The sequence below is a fragment of the Streptomyces sp. NBC_01013 genome (assembly GCF_045162765.1).
Lineage (GTDB): Bacteria > Actinomycetota > Actinomycetes > Streptomycetales > Streptomycetaceae > Streptomyces.
This window is the reverse complement of sequence record NZ_CP108687.1, coordinates 640,653-660,479: the sequence shown is the minus strand read 5'-3', so window position 1 is coordinate 660,479 and position 19,827 is coordinate 640,653. Positions and strand designations below refer to the sequence as shown.

Sequence of the window (19,827 nt, the reverse complement as noted above, 5' to 3'; positions counted from 1 at the left end):
GTGGGCGGTTCTTCATGGGGTGTGCCGGGGGCGGCACCGTCGCTGTTCATCGTGGGTGGTGCACCGCTGCTGCATCCGGAGACTCAGGTCTTCGAGGGCATGCTCGCGGGGTGGCGGGACCAGCAACTGGCCCGAAACCTGAGCAAGGGAACGATCGAGGACCGCCTGTCGGCGGTCCAGCGGTTCCAGCGCTTCACCAACGAGTGGCCGTGGACTTGGCGCCCGGCCGATGTGGAGGAGTACACCGCCCACCTCAGGAGCGATGGTCGGGAACGGTCCCACTCCACCATCCGCGGGTACCACGGCCACGTCCGGCTGTTCCTGGAGTACGCCGCCGACCCCCGCTACGAGTGGACGGCCGTCAGCGAGCGGCTCTTCGGCACCCATCCGTCTCAGGTGTTCTTCGAGTGGAACACGGCCGTGCACGTGGCCGAGTACGAAGGCCGTCCCGGACGGCGTGCCTTGACGAAGCCGGAGCTCCAGCAGTTCTTCGACTATGCCGACGATCAGGTGGCCGCGGCCCGTACATCGGGCCGCAAGGGCTGGCTGCCGGCCATGCGGGACGCGACCGCGATGAAGGCCACCTACGCCTGGGGGCTGCGGCGTCGTGAGGTGATCAAGCTGGATCTGGCAGACCTTGGCCACAACCCCCACGCTCCCGAGTTCGGTGATCTCGGCGTCGTCTATGTCCGTTGGGGAAAGGCGTCGAAGGGCTCCGCGCCCAAGCGCCGCAGCGTTCTCACGGTCTTTCCCTGGTCGGTCAAGGTCCTGGAGCAGTGGGTCGGCAGCTACCGGACCCTGTTCGAAACCGCTGCTGACAACGGGGCCCTCTGGCCGAGCGAACGATCACCGCGCTTGGACATGGGCGCGCTGGGCGACCGGTTCGCCTCCTACCGGGACGCGCTCGGTCTGCCGCGGGAGCTGACGCTGCACTGCCTGCGTCACTCCTATGTGACGCACCTGATCGAGGCCGGATATGACCCGCTGTTCGTCCAGCAGCAGGTCGGGCACTCCTACGCCTCCACCACGGCGCTCTACACATCGGTGTCATCGGACTTCCGGACCCGGACGCTGCGCAAGGTCCTGGACGGCACGATCAGCCGCGCGATCGGCGCCGCGGCTGGAGAGGGACTTGGATGATCAGGCGGTTGGGATACCACTGGCACCTGCGGAGGATCATGGCCGCACACAATATCTGGAAGACCACCGAGCTCATCCCGCTCCTGCGCGAGCGAGGCGTCAGCCTCTCCACCGCACAGGTATACCGGCTGGTCACCGACCGGCCTGAGCGCCTGTCCCTGCCGGTCCTTGCCGCGCTCTGCGACATCCTCGACTGCTCACCGTCCGACCTCATCGAGCCCTACGTCGAAGCCGACCGCCGCAAACGCACCGCCGGCGAGGCCGCCGTCATCGAGATCAACTCCGACTTCCGGCCCGAACGCGCCCGCATCATCGAGGACTGAGAGTGCCCGCACCGCGCAAGTACACATCCGACCCGAGCCGTTGGCCGGCCTGTGTCCGCTGCGGCTCCTGCTACCCGGCAAGTCAGCAGTGGCCTGAAGGCACCGTCTGCTACTACTGCGTCCGCGCCGCCCGCAACCGCCAGGGCACCTGCGCCTGCCGCCACACCGGCATCCTGCCCGGCCTCGATCCGGAAGGCCGCCCTGTCTGCGTGCGTTGTTGCGACGTGCCGATCGAGGTCCAGTGCAAGAGATGCGGCGAGGAGAACCTGGCCAACGACAACAACGTCTGCTGGCGCTGTCTGCTCTCGGACCGAATCAACAAGCTCCTCGCCGGCCCCGGAGGCGCGATACCCGAGGATCTTCAGGCACTCGCGCAAGCCATCATCGGGATGCCCCGGCCGAACAGCGGGTGGGCTTGGATCCACATGAACCGACGTGTGCCCGATCTCCTGCAAGGACTGGCCAGCGGCGACATCATCCTCAGCCACGAGGCTTTCGACTCCTTGCCGCGGTCCAGGACGGTCGAGTACTTACGCGGCCTTCTCGTCACCCATGAATGCCTGCCTTGGCGCGACGAGAACCTGGTCGCCTACAACCGATGGCTCGCGCCAAAAATCGACGCTATCGCAGATGCCGACCAGCGAAAACTCGTCGAACGCTACACACGATGGCATGTCACGCGACGCCTTCGGGATAGCTCCCGCCAAGGGCCTGTGACCGCGAACTCGTTCCTGCGCGCCAAGCAGCACACCACCCTCGCCATCCAGTTCCTTCAATGGCTGGCGGACCGGGGGCGACAGCTCAACGAGTGCACCCAGCACGATGTCGACGCCTGGTTCGGTGGCGGCACCAGTACCCGCGGCCACGCCAACAACTTCCTCTACTGGGCCATCAAGCAGAGGCTGGTCCGCAAGATCGCAGTCCCCTGGCAACCACACGGCAACGGCCCCCTGGCCAGCGAGAAGAACTACGTCGAAGCACTTCGCGCCCTCCTCCTCCACGAAACTCTGCCCGCCGCGCACAGGGCCATCGGCATCATGCTCGTCCTGTTCGGACAGCCGATCTCCAAGATCGTCACCATGCGCATGGACGCATTCCGTGAAGGCCAAGACGAGCTACAGGTCAAACTCGGCAAGGACTGGACGGACATCCCGGAGCCAGCCGCCGCTGTGATCCGCCTCCACCTCGCCTCACGCCCAGGCCTCAGTACGGCGGCGCATCCGGACTCCCCTTTGGCGTTCCCCGGCCGGATGCCCGGCCGAACGATGCACGTCTACTCCGTCGCGACGATCCTCCGCGAAAGCGGCATCCCCGCCATGGCGACGCGCTCCAGAGCCTGGATGCAGATGGTCCGGCAGGCCCCTCCATCCGTCCTCGCCGACGCCCTCGGCATCAGCCCCAAGACCGCGATGCGCTACGCCGAACGAGCCGGAACCGACTACCTGGCCTACGCAACTCTGCAAAGGCCCGCAGATATCAACGATGGATAACGGCCCTCTTCAGCTACCTGCCAGTCACGCCTACAAGTCAGCCTTGGCGAGGAGCACTTCCGCCTGTTCTCGGGTGAGAATCGGCGGGGCCGGTGCTGGTGAGGGACACGTGTGTGGGTTGCGACGGGACGACAGGATCCACTCCGCGAGGGGGCTGTCGGTCTCCACGCTGGCCACGATCCGCTCACGCAGACCCAGCGGGGTGTCCGGGCGGGCTGCGATCGCGTTGCGGACAAAAATATCCGGATCTTCTGCCAGCAGATCACGCAGACCGGTAGGCAGGTCCGGATGGGCGGCGGTGGCCTCGCGCACGGCCGAGTCCGGGTCCGTAGCCAGTTCCAGCGATGGGGCTGTGTATGGAACAGCGGCGGCACGGGTCACAGGATCAGCGAGCAGACCTGGCAGCAGGTCCGCTGGCGGGGAGTAAGCCGAAACACTGTCTCTGCGGACGTTGGGATCGGCATCCGTCAGCAGAGCCCTACGCACCCAGTCCGGGGCATCGCGCCAGTGCTCGATGGTCGACGACCGCACACTGGGCTCTGAGTCTGAGGCCAGACGGGCCAGCAGTTCCGGCGACAGGCGGTCGTTCATCGCGAGAAACGACCGCACGGAGGGATCCGGATCGGCTGCCAACCGGGCCAGAAGCCCTGGCGGCTCGTCCGCGACGCTCGCGGCGACCCCGCACCGGACCGACGGCTCCGGGTGCTCCGCCAAGCGGGCCCTGACGTCTGCGGGCACGGAGGTGTTGGCCGCGAGGGAACGTGCGGAGCCGAGTTTGATGATCTCTTCGATCAGCTGCTCGGTCAGGTCCCGACGCCTCAGCGCCACCGAGCGGCGGGCCGCCGGATGCCGGAGTAGACGCCACACCAGGTCGGAGGGGAGGTCCTCTTGGGCCGCCAGCGCGCTCAGTTCAGCATCCAGATCCATGGACCGCAGGCTAAGCGGCTGCACGGAGATCCGTGCCACAACGCCCTAATCCTTCAAGCCACCCCCCGCCCGCATGTCATGACTGTCTCAAGAGAGGCCTACTCACGCCTCACGAATAGCCGTCATTACCAACAACCTTCACCGGCCGTCCGCGCCGGGAGCGGACGGCCGGTATCCCCAGGATGAGCGGCTTGAACGCCTGGTTGTCGCGCAGGTTCGCACCCGACACCGCCACGACCAGCGGCAGGCCCTGCCCCTCAGACAGTACGTGCGGTTCGCTGCCCTTCCTGCCGCGATCGACTGGATTCGGACCTGTCGGCGAGCCCCCGCTTTTTTGCCCGACAGATCAGCCCTCGCGGCCGCCATCATGCCGCTCGAACATCAAGTCACGTGGCGCAGCCCTCTGTGCCTTGGCCGATGCGGCCGATCTGGCGGCCTGTTCGATCTTCGCGTAGTAGGCGCCGCGGGCTTCCTCATCGATCTGCATCTCGTGTTCGGGGCGCATCCCGGTTCGGCCGTCGACGCCTTCGCGCAGGATGTCGGCGTGACCGGCATGCCGGTTGGTCTCGCCGAGGACGTGGACCATGACGGCGAACAGGTTCGTGTGGGAATGAGGCTCCGGCCACCACGGCACGTGGCCGGGGGCATCGAGGGGAAGCTCGTTGATGCTCGCGTCCGAGTGTTCCCACGTGCGCCGGTAGAACTCGATGATCTGATCGCGGGTCTCGTCCTCAGTCGCCCACAGATCGCTGCCGTCGTGGTCCTGCCACCGGGGCAGCGGTTCCGGGGGAGGGCGGTCGAAGACCTCGCCGAAGTACCTGGCCTCGACGCCGGCCACGTGTTTGACCAGGCCGAGGAGGTTGCTCCCGGTCACTGTCAACGGTCGGCGGGTGTCGTATTCGGACAAGCCGTCGAGCTTCCAGACCAGCGCCTTGCGGTCCCGCCGCAGTCTCCCGTGCAGGTTTTCCTTGGCGAATTCATCGATCATGCGGCATGAGCCTGCCATGGGCTGCTCGCGGCCTCAAGATCCCGTGCGTGGACCGCAACGACCGGAAGGGCCGAAGTCTGGCAATGCACCAGTGCCCTGAGCTGCCACGAGAAGCCGATGAACCTGCCACGTGAGACGACGTCCGAATCAGTCGAGTTCCCTGCGCGTCAATACTCCGGACGCAATGGGGGCGAGGGGGTGCGACGGTGCCTCCGCTCTCATCCCGCCAGCTCCCCGAGCAGGTCCCACGTCCGTCGCCGGTCGGCCTCCCCGGCCAGGTCCGTCCCCGAGAACACCACCTCGGTCGCCCCGGCGTCCCGGTAGCGCCGCACCTCGCTAGCCACCGCCTTCTCGTCGCCGATCACGGCCACGTCCCCGGCCCGTACGGCACCGGACAGCTCCACGACCCGTGCGTAGGAGGGGAACTGTTCGTAGAAAGCGAGCTGCTCGGTGGCCGTCCTGCGCGCGGAGTCGGGGTCGCCGGTGACCACGCCGTGCACCAGCGCCACGATCCGGGGCGCGGGGCGGCCCACGGCCTCGGCGGCGGCTGTGACTGCCGGGACGATGTGCTCGGCCAGCGCCCGGGGCCCCGCGAGGTACGGCAGGATCCCGTCCGCGAGCTCGCCGCTGACCCGGAGGGCCTGCGGGCCCATCGCGGCCACGAGCAGCGGGACGCCGCCCTCCGCCCCAGGTACGCGTGCGGGGAGCGGGGTGGTCGCCGTGAGCAGCTCGCCGTGGAAGTCGGCACTGCCGGTCTCGGTGAGCTGCCGCAGCGCGGTGAGGAACTCGCGCAGACGGGCGATGGGGCGTTCGTAGGGGATGCCGAAGCCCGCCTCGGTCAGTGGTTTCGTGCCGAGCGCGAGCCCGAGGTGATAGCGGCCGTGTGTGGCCGCCTGTGCGGTCTGGGCCTGACTGGAGACGAGCAGCGGGTGGCGTCCGAAGACCGGGATGGCGGACGTGCCCACCTGCAGTTCGGGCACCTCGCGCCCGACGATCGCGGCGAGCTGTGGGGAATCGGCACCGAAGGTCTGCCCGAACCAGGCGGAGCGCAGCCCCGCGGCTGCGGCCTCCCGGGCGAGCCGCACGGTGGCGTCGATCTGGTTGTCGGGTCCGGTCGCGTTGAGCGCTACTCCCACAGTCATGTATGGCAGAACCAGAGGTAGTTGGCCGTGCATTCCGGTTCCCGTATGACGACTTCATGTCCGCCGTGTGAAGCCGTTCGAGCCCTGGCCGGCGCGCCCCCGTCGCGTACCTCCGGACCCCCGCGTGACCATCGGTGGGCACTGTTTCGATGATCATCGGAGCGACGGGTTAGCATATGAGCGCCCCCTAGCTCGAAAGATAAACCTGTGACTGTCAATGACGACTCGTTCACCAACTGGATGCACCGCGAGGAGATCGCGGAGTCGATGATCCCCCTCATCGGGAAGCTGCACCGCGAGAGGGACGTCACCGTCCTCCTGCACAGCCGCTCCCTGGTGAACAAGTCGGTGGTGAGCATCCTCAAGACCCACCGATTCGCCCGGCAGATCGACGGCGCGGAGCTCTCGGTCACCGAGACCCTGCCGTTCCTCCAGGCGCTCACCACCCTCGATCTCGGCCCCTCACAGATCGACATCGGCATGCTTGCCGCGACGTACAAGGCCGATGACCGCGGCCTCTCCGAGGCGGAGTTCACCGCCGGTGCCGTCGCCGGCGCCACGGGGGCCAACAAGATCGAGCGCCGGGAATCGCGCGATGTCGTGCTGTACGGTTTCGGCCGCATCGGCCGTCTGCTGGCCCGGCTGCTCATCGAGAAGGCGGGCTCCGGCAACGGCCTGCGGCTCCGCGCCATCGTCGTCCGCAAGGGTGCGGGCCAGGACATCGTCAAGCGCGCCTCGCTGCTGCGGCGCGACTCCATCCACGGCCAGTTCCAGGGCACGATCACCGTCGACGAGGCGAACAACAGGATCATCGCCAATGGCAACGAGATCCAGGTGATCTACTCCGACGACCCGACCTCGGTGGACTACACGGCGTACGGCATCAACGACGCCATCCTGATCGACAACACCGGCAAGTGGCGCGACCGGGAGGGGCTCTCGAACCACCTGCGCCCGGGTGTCGCCAAGGTCGTCCTGACCGCACCGGGCAAGGGTGACGTCCTCAACGTCGTGCACGGCGTCAACCACGACATGATCAAGCCGGACGAGCAGATCATCTCCTGCGCCTCGTGCACCACCAACGCGATCGTCCCGCCTCTCAAGGCGATGGCGGACGAGTACGGCGTCCTGCGCGGACACGTGGAGACCATCCACTCCTTCACCAACGATCAGAACCTGCTGGACAATTACCACAACTCCGACCGTCGCGGCCGCTCCGCGCCGCTCAACATGGTGATCACCGAGACCGGTGCGGCCTCCGCCGTCGCCAAGGCCCTCCCCGATCTCGATGCGACGATCACCGGCAGCTCCATCCGGGTGCCGGTGCCGGACGTCTCGATCGCCATCCTCAGCCTCAAGCTCGGTCGTGAGACCACGCGCGACGAGGTCCTGGACTACCTCCGTGACGTGTCGCTGACCTCGCCGCTCAAGCGCCAGATCGACTTCACCACCGCCCCCGACGCGGTTTCGAGCGACTTCATCGGCTCGCGGCACGCCTCCATCGTCGATGCGGGCCCCACCCAGGTCGACGGCGACAACGCGATCCTCTACCTCTGGTACGACAACGAGTTCGGCTACTCCTGTCAGGTCATCCGGGTCGTGCAGCACGTGTCCGGGGTGGAGTACCCGACGTACCCCGAACCGGTCCACTGATCCCGGCAGTCGCGCGACGCCACGGGGCCGGCCCCACCCCCTGACGGGTGGGACCGGCCCCGTGGGCTAACCGGACACCGTGGCCGGTGCCGGGGCGTACCCGGTGGCCCGGGTGGTGAAAGTGCCCCGGCCCTGTGTACGGCTGCGCAGCCGCGTCGCATAGCCGAAGAGTTCGGCCAGTGGCACGGTCGCGGTGATCACGGCGGAGCCGGCCCGAGCGGTGGAGCCCGATACCCGCCCGCGCCGCGCGGCCAGATCGCCGAGCACCCCGCCGACGGCCTCGTCGGGCACCGTCGCCGTGACCTCCACCACCGGTTCCAGCAGCACCATGGCACTGGAGCGCAGCGCCTCACGCAGGGCGAACCGTCCAGCGGTACGGAACGCCATCTCCGACGAATCCTTCGGATGGGTGGCGCCATCGGTCAGCGTCACCCGCACCCCGGTCACCGGATGCCCGCCGATGGGACCTTCCCCCAGCGCGTCCCGGCAGCCGGCCTCGACCGCCCGGACGTACTCCTGCGGAACCCGCCCACCGACGACCGCCGATCGGAACGCGAAGTCCACCGCGCCCTGGCCACCGCTGTCGTCGGGGTCTCCTTCCCACGGCTCGACGTCGATGACCACATGGGCGAACTGCCCGGCCCCGCCGTCCTGTTTGACATGGCGGTAGACCAGACCGGACACCCCGCGGGTGACCGTCTCCCGGTAGGCGACCTGAGGCCGGCCGACCCGCAGTTCCAGCCCGTGGGCGCGGCGGATCTTCTCCGCGGCCACCTCCAGATGCAGCTCGCCCATGCCGGAGAGCACCGTCTGCCCCGTCTCGGAGTCCGTCCGCACCGCGAGTGACGGATCCTCCTCGACCAGTCGCACGAGTGCCGCCATCAGCCGTTCCGTGTCGGTGTTCCGGGTTGCCTCGACCGCCACTGACACGACCGGATCGGCCACCGAGGCCGGCTCCAGGACCAGGGGGGCTTCCGGCGCGCTCAGGGTGGCACCGGCGCGGACGGCCTTGGGGCCGATGACCGCGACGATGTCACCGGCCACCGCCACGTCCACGTCGACATGACGGTCCGCCTGCACCCGCAGGATCCGGCCGATGCGTTCGTTGCGCCGCGCACCGACGTCCAGCACCGTCTCCCCCTTCCTGATCGTTCCCGAGTACACCCGCAGATAGGTCAGCCGGCCCGTCGCGGTCGCGTTGACCTTGAACGCGAGTGCAGCGAACGGCGCCGCCGGATCGGCAGCCCGCTCCTGCACCGCGTCGCCGAGCGTGCCCCGCACGGGCGGCACGTCCAACGGGGAGGGCAGATACGCCACGACGGCCTCCAGCAGCGGTTCGACACCGCGATTGCGGTAGGCCGAACCGCAGAGCACCACGACACCCTCACCGGTACGGGTCAGATCACGCAGCGCCCCGGCCAGCGTCCGCTCGGAAAGCCCGGACCGGGCGCAGAACTCCTCCAGCGCGGCCGGGTGGAGCTCCGCCACCGTCTCCTCCAGCAGCCGCCTGCGCCGCTGCGCCTCGTCCCGCAGCTCAGCAGGTACGTCCCCTTCCTCGTACGTGTCGCCGCTGTCTGCCCAGACGAGCGCCCGCATGCGGAGCAGGTCCACCACTCCGCAGAAGCGCTCCTCCTGACCGATCGGCAGCTGGACCACCAGCGGGATCGTGTGCAGCCGCTCCCGGATCGAGGCGACCGCCGTGTCGAGGTCGGCGCCGGCCCGGTCGAGCTTGTTGACGAACGCCATGCGCGGCACGGCGTGCCGGTCGGCCTGGCGCCACACGGACTCGCTCTGCGGCTCCACGCCGGCCACAGCGTCGAACACGGCGATCGCGCCGTCCAGCACCCGCAGTGACCGCTCGACCTCGTCGGCGAAGTCGACATGGCCCGGGGTGTCGATCAGGTTGATCCGGTGGCCCGCCCAGGTACAGCTCACGGCGGCGGCGAAGATGGTGATGCCGCGGTCGCGTTCCTGGGAGTCGAAGTCGGTGATGGTCGTCCCGTCGTGCACCTCGCCGCGCTTGTGGGTGGTGCCGGTGGCGTAGAGGATCCGTTCGGTGACGGTGGTCTTGCCCGCGTCGACGTGGGCGAGGATGCCCAGATTGCGAACGTCGGTGAGCGGGCTGGTGAGTTGGTGGTGCTGTTCGGTACGCACGGTCCGTGGCCTCTCGGATGATCCGGAAGAAGACGGCGCGATGCCCGGACGAAGCGGCCCGCACAGGGGTGCCGCGGAACCCTTCCGTCCACGGCGCGAAGCGCAGGGACGGTCCGTCACGATGCGGACAGGGATCAGGTGTTCGTCTCGGGTGTCCGGGGCCGGCCGCGCAGCCGACGCCGGGCGGAGGTAGACACCAGGATCACCTCGTACCGCGACAGGGGAACGACGACAGCGGTGCGGTAGCGCACGGCAGGTCTCCCCTCGGTGATCACGGCGGGCGCGCCGCGGCGGAGTGCCGGGGCGCGGGTTCGTGGCGAGTCTAGGGAACGGGGCGCGGGTGGGGGAAGCGGTTTTGGCGGACTTGCCGTGAAGGTGGGCGGCGACGGACCCCACGGACCGGCTCCGCGGAGCCGGGCACCCGGCCGGTCCTGAGGGTTACCGCCCCGGCCGGGCGACGGCGCGCACCGCGCTCGCGGCGCGGTGCACACCGCGCCGCGAGCGCGGCGTCCATGTCCTGCACCGGCGCAGCGCACTTCTGCCGCAGCCGCGCCACTCGGCCGGCGAGACGCCCGGCCCGTGCCCGGTGCGGGTGATCAGTGCGTTCACCTGCGTCAACGGGTCCATGGTCATGGCAGTGCGGGCCAGCAGGACCCCGATCACCAGAGGGGCGAAGGTGACGGCCAGCGTGGTGCCGGTGCTGGTCATCTGCTGGATGCGGGGGCGCGGTGCGTCGGGAGCCATGACCCCATTCCAGCAACGGCCGAGCGGTGCGGGATCGGGTGACGTACTCAGAGCGCACGGCCCGGGTACTCACCCGGGCCGTGCGGCGTCCCGTACAGGGGACCTTCGGAGCACTCCCTACGCGTTGGTGCCCGGGCCGGAGCCCATGCCCGAGGCGGCCTTGATGCCCTTGGTGATGTCGTCCAGCACGGACAGACCGGGTGCCTTGGGATTGATGTCGAAGCCGGAGCGCACGACGATCAGCATGTCCTCGGCCTGCGGTGAGGGGAAAGCCAGGGACTCGACGTACCCGTCGTCGCCGTCCTTCGTGACCACCTTCCAGCGCACCCGGTAGCCCTGCTGACCGGCCACCGTGACCGTCTCGGACTTCAACTGCTCGTGCGAGGTGATGCCGCCGTAGATCTTCTCGCCGTACGACTCCTCGGCATTGGCCGCGATGTCCTTCTCGGCCGTGGCCTTCGCGGTCCTGGTGGTCAGCTTCAGTGCGGCGGCCGGGACGGAGAACACTCCGCCGCGCACGCACTTCTCCCCGCCGGCGCCGGGGCAGGTGTACGTCCCCGTGGTCACGCCGGCACCCATGCCCGACTCGCCCGTCCAGCCGTCGGGGACCGGGATGCTGATGCCACTGGCCATGTCCGTCGCGTAGCCGTCCTCGGCCTGGGGCTGCTGCCCGGGGGTCCGTTCGCCGCCGTTGCCTCCGCCGCCGCCCGGTGCGCCGGGCTGACGGCTGGGGGCCGGGGACGGCGATGCGGACGGGGCGGTGGCGGAGTTCCCGGTCGTGCCGGAATCGTCCGTCAGCAGGTACACACCGCCGCCGATGGCGGCGAGAACCACCACCGCCGCGGTGATACCGGCACCGATGCGTATCCGTCGGCTGCGGAGCGTGGCCGGCGGGACCCGGAGCTGGTCGGTCCACTGACTGCCGTCCCACCAGCGTTCCTGGATGGGGCCAAATCCTGTGTACCCGGGGTCTGGATGCCAGCCGGGCGGGCTCGTCTGCGTCACGGCAGCCACCGTAGCCGGGCTGCGTGAGAATCCTATGAACCGCATGGGCCCCGGCTGTCCGAGATGGGGGGCTTGGGGCGGCTCGGGACGGTTTCTTTGATCAATGACTTCAACATTCTGCCTGGCGCACTGCTGTTGATGCCTGGTCACGAAGGTGCCCGGGCACCGGCCGGTTCGGCCGCGTGGAGCCAGGCTCGGCTCGTTCACCGAGCCGGAGTCTGCGGAACCGGGGCCGCAATCCGGATACTTGGTCTAGACAACTGGTGGGCGGCTCGCTAGCATCCGCCGCGTGGCGGGCGGCGCGACAGGGGCCCGCCCGGCCGACCACGGCAGGAGCGAGGACCCATGGAAGCGACCGCTGCCGACCGCCGGTTCGCCGAGGAGTACCGGCTCGCCCGGGAGATACCGCGCGACGGACTCACCGCGTGGCGCGCCGCGGTGGCGGCCGAGGTCGCCCTGGTGCCGGGAGCGACCGTGGTCGACGTCGGAGCGGGCACCGGGGGATTCGCCTCCGCGTTCGCCGACTGGTTCGGCGTGCGGGTGCTGGCGGTGGAGCCGGCCGCGGCCATGCGGGCGCTGATCCCGCGGACCGCGGACATCGAGGCGCTGGACGGTCGGGCCGAAGCGCTGCCGGTGCCGGACCGCTGCGCGGACGCGGCCTGGCTGGGCTCGGTCGTCCACCACATCGATGACCTGCCGGCCGCCGCCCGGGAACTGCGCAGGGTCCTGAAGCCCGGCGCCCCGGTGCTCGTCCGTAACTCGTTCCCCGGCCGGTGCGCCCGTGATCTGAGGGTGCGGTTCTTCCCCGGGGCCGAGCGCATCGTCGACCGCTACCCGAGTGTGGAGGAGACCTGCGCCGCGTTCGCCACTGCGGGCTTCTCGCGCGTCGCCCTGCACGCCGTGCCGCAGGAGAGCGCGCCGAACCTGGCCGCCTTCGCCGATCGGATACGGCGGGAGACCGACGCGAAACTCCGCGGAATAGACGACGAGGAGTTCGAACGCGGGCTGGGGCGGCTGCGCCAGGCAGCGGCCGCGGAGCCGGACCGGCCGGCCGTCAGCTGGATGGACCTGCTGGTACTGGCCTGACGCCCGGGAATGGTCGTGCGAGCGGGGCGGTCGCGTCCTCACTGGCAGGCCAGGCCCTGGTCTCGGCGACCTGCACCGGAGTGAACCGGGCGGGGCGCCGGGAGCGTCCGGCGTCGGCCAGGGCCGGCGAGGCCGCCCGGGGAGAACCGGCCTCGCCACCGACGTACCGTGTCCAGGTGCAGCCCGTCTCCCGGGCGATCCGGGCGCTGGAGTGGCCCCGCGCCGGGGCCGACCAAGTCCCTCCTTCACCCAGCTGGCCGCCCGCGCCTCCTGGCCCCAGCCCGCGGGTCTAGGCGTCCGTCACCGCGCCGGTTCGCCTGTGTGACGGCGAACCGGCTGTCGGACAGGCGTCGGTCCCCGCCAGGGACTGCGGCCTCTGCACGACCCGGACGCCCCCGAGGACACCGACGACGGGAGTTCGGATGGGTGTGAGGGGGTCAGGAGGCCGGCGTGGCCAAGTAGTCGCCGTGCTCCAGGTCATCGAGAAGCGTCGGACGGGTGGGAGACCAGCCCAGCAGATCCTGTGTGTGAGTGCTGGAGACGGGCGCGTCGAAGCCGTAGATCTTGGCCATGAACGGGCTGGCGTAGTGCCCGGCAGCCTCGTCGGGGGTCAGCGAGACCGTGGGCAGGTCCAGGCCCCGGGCGATGGTCTGCGCGATGCTCTTCATGGTGACGCCGCTCTCGGCTACTCCGTGCAGCACGCTCCCCGCACGGGCCTTCTCCAGGGCGAGGCGGAACAGGACCGCGGCGTCGAGCCGGTGCACTGCGGGCCACCGGTTGGCGCCGTCGCCGACGTAGGCCGAGACGCCGGTCCTTCGCGTGGTGGCGATGAGCATGGGGATGAAGCCGTGATCTTCGGGGCCGTGGACGGTAGGAGCGAGGCGGACCACGCTCGCGCGCTCTGATGCAGGAGGTCGCCGACGCCCCCGACGGCCTGCAACCACTCGGCGTTCTGCTGTACGCCTTCCGGAAAGCCGGACGGATCCTTGAAGACAACCGCCCCTTCTCCGAACCACGGCTAGCGGTCATCGCCAAGACGCCGGCCCTGCGAGAGCGTGACCTGGCCAAGGCCGCGGCCCTCACCGAAGCCGTGGCAGAGGCGCTACGTCAGCGCGATGTCCCCGACCGGCTGGCCGGCCTGGCCGCACAAACCGGCTGGGCTGCCTTCCACCACGCCGCCCAAGCCTGGATCGACGACCCGTCACAGACTTGGACGAGCACCTCCTCCAAGCCTTCGACGATCTGCACGCCCTCTCCGCGACCGTCCCACCGGAACAGGCGCGGACTGAAAGCTGATACCGCTCCGCCCTCGACCACCTGTCACCACGAACCAAGCGGGTTCCAAGACCTCGACGGAAGTAGGGGCCGAACCCACCAGCACTTGGGGCTTCGCCTCCTGCCTCACCAGCAGCGACAGGTACGTAGACACCATCTTGCCCACGGGCGGTTTCGCCGGCGGCCGAGAGGGAATCCTGGACGGGCCTGCAGCCTCTACCTTGCCAGGCCTGAAATCTGACCAATCGCTTCTCGCGGCAACGGGTCCGGTGTCAACCCCCGCAGGACTTCCGCAGCCGACCACTAAGGTCTGCGCATGAGTGGAAGCGATGAAGAGGAACGGGCCGTGAGGGCAGCCATCGAGGGGGAACTGCGGCTGCTCGATCCGAGTGTGCGGGCGTCACCCGAAGCGGTGACCGAACTCCTCGATCCGGAGTTCATCGAGTTCGGGGCATCGGGGCGGCGCTACGACAGGGCGTCGATCCTGGCCGTCACCTCCGCCGGCGACGAGAACGCCTCCGCCCCGACCATCGCCACCGAGATGTCCGGAGTGATGCCGGCTCCGGGCCTCGTCCACCTGACGTTCATTTCCGAGGTCAACGGGCGCCGCGTCAGGCGCAGTTCGATCTGGCGGCAGTCGCACGCGGGCTGGCGGCTGTACTTCCACCAGGGCACGCCGGCCGACCCGTCGTCGTAGCCCGCCCGGCGAATATCCGGCGGACAGTCGGCAGGCGGCTTATTAGGCTCATCGGATGACGGCACCCCGATACCCATCCAAGCCCCGGCCCGGCGACCGCGTTGCCGTGCTGTCTCCTTCGTCCGGTCTCCCCGGCATCCTTCCGCTGCCGTACGAACTGGGCCTGCGCAGGCTCCGCGAGGACTTCGGGCTGGAGCCCGTCGAGTACGCGGCGACCCGGAAGATGGGCTCGACTCCGCAGGAGCGTGCGGCCGACATCCACGCGGCCTTCGCCGACCCGACGGTCAAGGCGGTCATCTCCAGCATCGGCGGGGACGACCAGATCACCGTGTTGCCTCATCTGGACGGTGAACTGCTGCGCGCCAACCCGAAGCCCTTCTTCGGCTACAGCGACAACACCAACCTGCTGGTGTTCCTCGACAGCCTCGGCATCGTCGGCTACCACGGCGGTTCGGTGATGGTCGAGCTCGGACGCCCCGGCGCGATGCACTCCCTGACCGCCGACTCGCTGCGGGCGGCCCTGTTCACCCGCGGGGACCACGAACTGGCCCGGGCGAAGGAGACCGGCAGTGTCAACAGCCCCTGGGAGGACCCGCGGACCTTCGACCGTGAACCGGATCTGCTGCCCGCCGACGACTGGACCTGGCACAACGCCGGTCGAGTGGTGCAGGGGGCGAGCTGGGGCGGCAATCTGGAGATCCTCTCCTGGCTGCTCATGGCCGACCGGGAGATCCGTCCGGCGGCGGAGTACGAGGGCCGGGTGCTGTTCCTCGAAACCTCCGAGGACATGCCGCGCGCCGACGAGGTGTACTGGATCCTGCGGAGCATGGGGGAGCGCGGGCTTCTGCGCCGGTTCCCCGCGCTGCTGATGGGCCGGGCCAAGAACTGGTCCTTCGAGCGCCCGCTCGGCGACGTCGACGGGGTGCGGTACCGCGAGGAGCAGCGCGAGGCCGTGCTCCGCGCCCTGAACGAGTACGCCCCCGAGACAATGGCCGTCTTCGACGTGGACCTCGGCCACACGGACCCGCAGCTGGTCATCCCGTACGGCGGGCAGATTCGCGTGGACGGTGTGGCCCGCCGGATCGTGGTGACCTACTAGGTGCTGGGTCCTCTCGTGCGGATCACGCCGGGCTCGCGGGGTCCGGCAGGACGGGACGGAAGGCCGTAGGGCGGCCGGCCCACTTCTGCGGAACACGTTCTGGTCTGACCACATGCAGTGTGTGACATAGTGGGAGATTCGGAAACGTGCGAGTAACGGAACGGCTCCGGCCGGCAGGGGGTGGCAGGTGCCCGTCGAATGGCAGCCCGTGCGGCAGTCGCGGACACATGAACTGGTGCTCCAGAGCATCGAGCAGCGGGTGTTCGCCGGTGACCTCAAGGCCGGTGACCGGTTGCCGCCCGAACGGGAGCTCGCTCCGGTCCTCGGGGTCAGCCGCTCGGCCCTGCGCGAGGCGCTGCGGGTGCTGGAGACCATCGGCGTCCTGGTGGCCCAGCCGGGCCGGGGCCCGGACGCCGGGGCGCGCATCGTCCGCAACCCCGACGACGCGCTCGGGCGACTGCTCCGGCTGCACTTCGCCCTCGGCAGCTACAGCCTGGAGGACGTACTGGAGGCGCGCGTCATCCTGGAGCGGTCCAGCTTCGAGGCAGCCGCGCGGCACGCGTCCGCAGAGGATCTGGACGAGGCCGAGGCGCTGCTCGTACGGATGGGGGAGCCGGGCGTCGACGTGCCCGAGTTCAACGACCTGGACACCCGCTTCCACGTCCAGTTCGCCCGCAGTTCCGGCAACGAGCTGACGTCCACGCTCACCTCCGCCGTCCGCGAGTCGGTCCGGCCACTGATCCTTCGCGCCCTGGAGGCCGCCGAGGACTGGCCGGCCACAGCCGCCGCACTCAACGCCGACCACACCGAACTGCTCCGCCTGGTGCGGGCGGGCGAGGGTGCGCGTGCCGCGGACGTGGTCGAGGCGCACATCCGGGGGCTGCACGGAAAGCTGGTCGACGACAAGACCACCGCCTGAATCCTGACCCCAGCCGTCGTGGTGCCCCTTCCGGGGGCGTCACGGCGGCTTTTGCGTATGCGCGTACGGGCTGTGTCCGTGCCGCCCTCTACCGGGTTCCGGCTGGAGGATAGTATGGTCGGACCATAGCACGCACTGAGTGGCACCTACTGGGCACGGAACCTCGCGCCCTCCTGGGTACGGAACAGCACGCAGAGAATTGATCGGGGAGACCCATGCGTATCGGACTCTTCGCCACCTGCCTGGGAGACACGCTCTTCCCGGAGGCGGTGAAATCCACGGCGGTGCTGCTGGCCCGCCTGGGCCACGACGTGGTGTTCCCGCCGGGGCAGACCTGCTGCGGACAGATGCACGTCAACACCGGCTACCAGCGCGAACCGGTCCCGCTGGTGCGCAACTTCGCCGAGCAGTTCGGTGACTCCTCCATCGATGCCGTCGTCATGCCGTCGGGCTCCTGCGCCGGCTCGGTCCGCCACCAGCACGAGATGATCGCCGAACGCTACGGGGACGCCGCGCTGCGTTCGGGCGTCGCCACGGTGAAGGCCAAGACGTACGAGCTGTCGGAGTTTCTCGTCGACGTACTGGACGCCACCGACGTCGGCGCGTACTTCCCGCACCGCGTCACGTACCACCCCACGTGCCACTCGCTGCGCATGCTCCGGGTCGGCGACAAACCGCTGCGTCTGCTGCGGGCCGTCGACTCCATCGACCTGGTCGAACTGCCCGAGGCCGATGCCTGCTGCGGTTTCGGCGGCACCTTCGCGGTGAAGAACGCCGACACGTCGACCGCGATGCTCCAGGACAAGATGCGCCACATCGCCGCCACGGACGCCGCCGTCTGCACCGCCGGCGACTCGTCCTGTCTGATGCACATCGGCGGTGGGCTCTCCCGGATCGAATCCGGCACCCGCACCCTGCACCTGGCCCAGATCCTCTCGTCCACCCGCACCGCGCCGCACGTCCTGACGGAGGCCGCCCGATGAGCAGCACCTTTCTCGGCATGCCCGCGACGCCGCCCCGCTCCCCGTACGGGACGGGAAATCTGCGCGGTGACCGGAAGTTCCCCGCGGCCGCTCACGATGACCTGGGCAACGAACAACTGCGCCGCAACCTCGGCAGGGCCACCCGCACGATCCGCGGTAAACGCCTGAAGGTCACCGGTGAGGTCCCCGACTGGGAGGAGCTGCGCGACGCGGGATCGGCCATCAAGACCGACACCATGAACCGGCTCCCCGAACTCCTGGAGGAGTTGGAGCGCAAGGTCACCGAGCGCGGCGGCGCCGTGCACTGGGCGCGGGACGGCGGGGAGGCCAACGAGATCGTCGCGCGGCTGGTCAAGGAGACCGGCAGCAAGGAGGTCATCAAGGTCAAGTCGATGGCCACCCAGGAGATCGGCCTCAACGAGCACCTCGAATCGATCGGCATCACCCCGTACGAGACGGACCTCGCCGAGCTCATCGTGCAGCTCGCGCACGACAAGCCCTCGCACATCCTGGTGCCGGCCATCCACCGCAACCGCGACGAGATCCGGGAGATCTTCCTCAAGGAGATCCCGGGCGTGGACCCGTCCCTGGACAACGTCCCCGCACACCTGACCGCCGCGGCCCGCACCTATCTGCGCGAGAAGTTCATGACGACGAAGGTCGCCGTCTCCGGGGCGAACTTCGGCATCGCCGAGACCGGCACCCTGTCCGTCGTCGAGTCGGAGGGCAACGGCCGCATGTGCCTGACCCTGCCCGACACCCTGATCACGGTCATGGGCATCGAGAAGGTGCTGCCGCGCTACCAGGACCTGGAGGTCTTCCTCCAGTTGCTGCCGCGTTCCTCCACCGGCGAGCGGATGAACCCGTACACCTCGATGTGGACCGGAGTCACCCCCGGCGACGGGCCGCAGACCTTCCACCTGGTGCTGCTCGACAACGGACGCACCGCCACCCTCGCCGACAGGATCGGCCGCGAGGCACTCAACTGCATCCGCTGCTCGGCCTGTCTCAACGTCTGCCCGGTGTACGAACGCGCCGGCGGCCACGCCTACGGATCGACGTACCCCGGGCCGATCGGCGCCGTACTCACCCCGCAGCTCGCCGGCATGCACGCGGCCAAGGACGATCCCAACAGCTCGCTGCCCTTCGCCTCCAGTCTGTGCGGCGCCTGCTTCGACGCCTGTCCGGTCAAGATCGACATTCCCTCGCTGCTGGTCGAGCTGCGTCACCAGCACACCGAGCAGTCCGGCACCACGGCCGAGAAGCTCGCCATGAAGGCGGCGGCCGGAGTGATGAAGAGCCCGAAGCTGTTCACGGCCGCGCAGAAGGCCTCCGGCCTGGGCCGCATCATCGCCGGACGGAACGGCAAGATCTCGCATCTGCCGCCACCGTTCAACGGCTGGAGCGACAGCCGCGACACCCCGGCCCCGCCCACGGAGACGTTCCGCTCCTGGCTGGCCTCGGCCGAGGGCGCGGCGACCCTGCGGGCCGCCGCCGACGAGTACGGGCAGAACCACCGGCAGGAGGAGGAGAAGTGACGACCGCTCGCGAAACAGTGCTCGGCCGCGTCCGGGACGCCCTGGCTCTGGCCCCCGCCGCAGACACCTCGGTCCCGCGCCACTACCGCACCGGGCGCACCCTCCCCGACGAGGAGCGCCTGGCGCTGTTCACCGACCGGCTCCTCGACTACAAGGCGCAGGTCCACCCCTGCACCGCCGATCGCACGGCCGAGGTCGTCGCCGCGGTGCTGCGCGAGCGCGGCGCCCGCCGGATCGGCGTGCCCGCCGGCCTCGACCCGCAGTGGCTGACCGCCTACGACGGCGAAGTCCAGCAGGACTCGGCCGACATCCCGGCACCGCGGCTGGACGCCCTCGACGGAGTCGTCACGGCCTCGGCCGTCAGCTGCGCCGAGACCGGCACGATCTTCCTGGACGGTTCGTCCGGCCAGGGGCGCCGGGCCCTGTCCCTCGTGCCGGACCTCCACGTCTGCGTCGTCGATCTGTCGACGGTGGAGGTGGGCGTACCGGAGGCGGTGACCCGGCTGGTACCGGAGCGGCCCACGACCCTGATCAGCGGCCCCTCGGCCACGTCCGACATCGAACTCGAGCGGGTCGAGGGCGTGCACGGCCCGCGGACCCTCGCCGTCGTGATCCGCACGGACGCGTAACGGGACGGGACGCGCAGCGGGAGAGACGGGGGTGC

18 protein-coding genes are annotated in these 19,827 nt (G+C 69.5%); 11 read left to right on the top strand and 7 right to left on the bottom strand.

The window, feature by feature from the left end; translation table 11 throughout:
- The first annotated feature begins 51 nt into the window (after positions 1 to 51).
- From OG538_RS02850 to OG538_RS02840, 3 genes are read left to right on the top strand one after another with little or no spacing between them, the layout of a single operon-like run.
- A complete protein-coding gene (locus OG538_RS02850; RefSeq protein ID WP_406089798.1) occupies positions 52 to 1,140 on the top strand; it encodes a tyrosine-type recombinase/integrase in 1,089 nt (362 codons plus the stop codon).
- Positions 1,137 to 1,463 (top strand): helix-turn-helix domain-containing protein, encoded by a 327-nt coding sequence (locus OG538_RS02845; protein WP_406089796.1) that lies wholly within the window; start codon positions 1,137 to 1,139, stop codon positions 1,461 to 1,463. The genes OG538_RS02850 and OG538_RS02845 overlap by 4 nt, the downstream gene beginning before the upstream one ends.
- Before the next feature lie 2 nt (positions 1,464 to 1,465).
- Positions 1,466 to 2,953, top strand: coding sequence for a hypothetical protein (locus OG538_RS02840; protein ID WP_406089794.1), 1,488 nt, complete (start codon positions 1,466 to 1,468; stop codon positions 2,951 to 2,953).
- A 30-nt stretch (positions 2,954 to 2,983) separates the two neighbouring features.
- Here the strand turns inward: OG538_RS02840 and OG538_RS02835 are convergent, their stop codons facing one another.
- From OG538_RS02835 to OG538_RS02825, 3 genes are all read right to left on the bottom strand, one after another.
- Entirely contained in the window at positions 2,984 to 3,880 is an 897-nt protein-coding gene (locus OG538_RS02835; protein WP_406089792.1) for a hypothetical protein, read from the bottom strand.
- 346 nt (positions 3,881 to 4,226) lie between these two features.
- Entirely contained in the window at positions 4,227 to 4,868 is a 642-nt protein-coding gene (locus OG538_RS02830; protein ID WP_406089791.1) for a DinB family protein, read from the bottom strand.
- Positions 4,869 to 5,086: 218 nt separating this feature from the next.
- Complete coding sequence (locus OG538_RS02825; protein ID WP_406089789.1) at positions 5,087 to 6,010, bottom strand: LLM class F420-dependent oxidoreductase; 924 nt, start codon at positions 6,008 to 6,010, stop codon at positions 5,087 to 5,089.
- Between the two features lie 207 nt (positions 6,011 to 6,217).
- Between OG538_RS02825 and OG538_RS02820 the strand changes: the two genes are divergently transcribed.
- A complete protein-coding gene (locus OG538_RS02820) occupies positions 6,218 to 7,663 on the top strand; it encodes a glyceraldehyde-3-phosphate dehydrogenase (RefSeq protein ID WP_406089787.1) in 1,446 nt (481 codons plus the stop codon).
- 66 nt (positions 7,664 to 7,729) lie between these two features.
- Here the strand turns inward: OG538_RS02820 and fusA are convergent, their stop codons facing one another.
- From fusA to OG538_RS02805, 3 genes are all read right to left on the bottom strand, one after another.
- Positions 7,730 to 9,817: an elongation factor G gene (gene fusA / locus OG538_RS02815; RefSeq protein WP_406089785.1), complete on the bottom strand. Its 2,088-nt coding sequence runs from the start codon at positions 9,815 to 9,817 to the stop codon at positions 7,730 to 7,732.
- A 438-nt stretch (positions 9,818 to 10,255) separates the two neighbouring features.
- Positions 10,256 to 10,561, bottom strand: coding sequence for a hypothetical protein (locus OG538_RS02810; RefSeq protein WP_406089783.1), 306 nt, complete (start codon positions 10,559 to 10,561; stop codon positions 10,256 to 10,258).
- A 117-nt stretch (positions 10,562 to 10,678) separates the two neighbouring features.
- Positions 10,679 to 11,566, bottom strand: a complete 888-nt coding sequence (locus OG538_RS02805; RefSeq protein WP_406089781.1) for a DUF2510 domain-containing protein — start codon at positions 11,564 to 11,566, stop codon at positions 10,679 to 10,681.
- A 345-nt stretch (positions 11,567 to 11,911) separates the two neighbouring features.
- Here OG538_RS02805 and OG538_RS02800 point away from each other — a divergent pair, with 345 nt between their 5' ends.
- The gene (locus OG538_RS02800) at positions 11,912 to 12,652 is read left to right on the top strand and encodes a class I SAM-dependent methyltransferase (RefSeq protein WP_406089779.1); all 741 of its coding nucleotides are present in this window, start codon (positions 11,912 to 11,914) and stop codon (positions 12,650 to 12,652) included.
- A gap of 437 nt (positions 12,653 to 13,089) precedes the next feature.
- Here the strand turns inward: OG538_RS02800 and OG538_RS02795 are convergent, their stop codons facing one another.
- Entirely contained in the window at positions 13,090 to 13,488 is a 399-nt protein-coding gene (locus tag OG538_RS02795; protein WP_406089777.1) for a hypothetical protein, read from the bottom strand.
- A gap of 755 nt (positions 13,489 to 14,243) precedes the next feature.
- Here OG538_RS02795 and OG538_RS02790 point away from each other — a divergent pair.
- From OG538_RS02790 to OG538_RS02765, 6 genes are all read left to right on the top strand, one after another.
- Positions 14,244 to 14,624 carry a DUF4440 domain-containing protein gene (locus tag OG538_RS02790; RefSeq protein WP_406089775.1) on the top strand — a complete coding sequence of 127 codons (381 nt, stop codon included), beginning with the start codon at positions 14,244 to 14,246 and terminating at the stop codon, positions 14,622 to 14,624.
- Between the two features lie 55 nt (positions 14,625 to 14,679).
- A complete protein-coding gene (locus OG538_RS02785; RefSeq protein WP_406089773.1) occupies positions 14,680 to 15,723 on the top strand; it encodes a S66 peptidase family protein in 1,044 nt (347 codons plus the stop codon).
- Positions 15,724 to 15,910: 187 nt separating this feature from the next.
- A complete protein-coding gene (locus OG538_RS02780; protein WP_406089772.1) occupies positions 15,911 to 16,642 on the top strand; it encodes a FadR/GntR family transcriptional regulator in 732 nt (243 codons plus the stop codon).
- A gap of 215 nt (positions 16,643 to 16,857) precedes the next feature.
- A complete protein-coding gene (locus OG538_RS02775; protein ID WP_406089771.1) occupies positions 16,858 to 17,625 on the top strand; it encodes a (Fe-S)-binding protein in 768 nt (255 codons plus the stop codon).
- Entirely contained in the window at positions 17,622 to 19,163 is a 1,542-nt protein-coding gene (locus OG538_RS02770) for a LutB/LldF family L-lactate oxidation iron-sulfur protein (RefSeq protein WP_406089769.1), read from the top strand. The genes OG538_RS02775 and OG538_RS02770 overlap by 4 nt, the downstream gene beginning before the upstream one ends.
- Positions 19,160 to 19,792 carry a lactate utilization protein C gene (locus OG538_RS02765; protein WP_406089767.1) on the top strand — a complete coding sequence of 211 codons (633 nt, stop codon included), beginning with the start codon at positions 19,160 to 19,162 and terminating at the stop codon, positions 19,790 to 19,792. Before OG538_RS02770 ends, OG538_RS02765 begins: the two co-directional genes overlap by 4 nt.
- Positions 19,793 to 19,827: the final 35 nt, after the last annotated feature.

Bases quoted from the DNA above. Each gene is read 5' to 3' on its own strand.
- OG538_RS02845 (WP_406089796.1), top strand. From the start codon at position 1,137: ATGATCAGGCGGTTGGGATACCACTGGCACCTGCGGAGGATCATGGCC.
- OG538_RS02835 (WP_406089792.1), bottom strand. From the start codon at position 3,880: ATGGATCTGGATGCTGAACTGAGCGCGCTGGCGGCCCAAGAGGACCTC.
- OG538_RS02830 (WP_406089791.1), bottom strand. From the start codon at position 4,868: ATGATCGATGAATTCGCCAAGGAAAACCTGCACGGGAGACTGCGGCGG.
- OG538_RS02825 (WP_406089789.1), bottom strand. From the start codon at position 6,010: ATGACTGTGGGAGTAGCGCTCAACGCGACCGGACCCGACAACCAGATC.
- OG538_RS02810 (WP_406089783.1), bottom strand. From the start codon at position 10,561: ATGGCTCCCGACGCACCGCGCCCCCGCATCCAGCAGATGACCAGCACC.
- OG538_RS02800 (WP_406089779.1), top strand. From the start codon at position 11,912: ATGGAAGCGACCGCTGCCGACCGCCGGTTCGCCGAGGAGTACCGGCTC.
- OG538_RS02795 (WP_406089777.1), bottom strand. From the start codon at position 13,488: ATGCTCATCGCCACCACGCGAAGGACCGGCGTCTCGGCCTACGTCGGC.
- OG538_RS02790 (WP_406089775.1), top strand. From the start codon at position 14,244: ATGAGTGGAAGCGATGAAGAGGAACGGGCCGTGAGGGCAGCCATCGAG.
- OG538_RS02785 (WP_406089773.1), top strand. From the start codon at position 14,680: ATGACGGCACCCCGATACCCATCCAAGCCCCGGCCCGGCGACCGCGTT.
- OG538_RS02775 (WP_406089771.1), top strand. From the start codon at position 16,858: ATGCGTATCGGACTCTTCGCCACCTGCCTGGGAGACACGCTCTTCCCG.
- OG538_RS02770 (WP_406089769.1), top strand. From the start codon at position 17,622: ATGAGCAGCACCTTTCTCGGCATGCCCGCGACGCCGCCCCGCTCCCCG.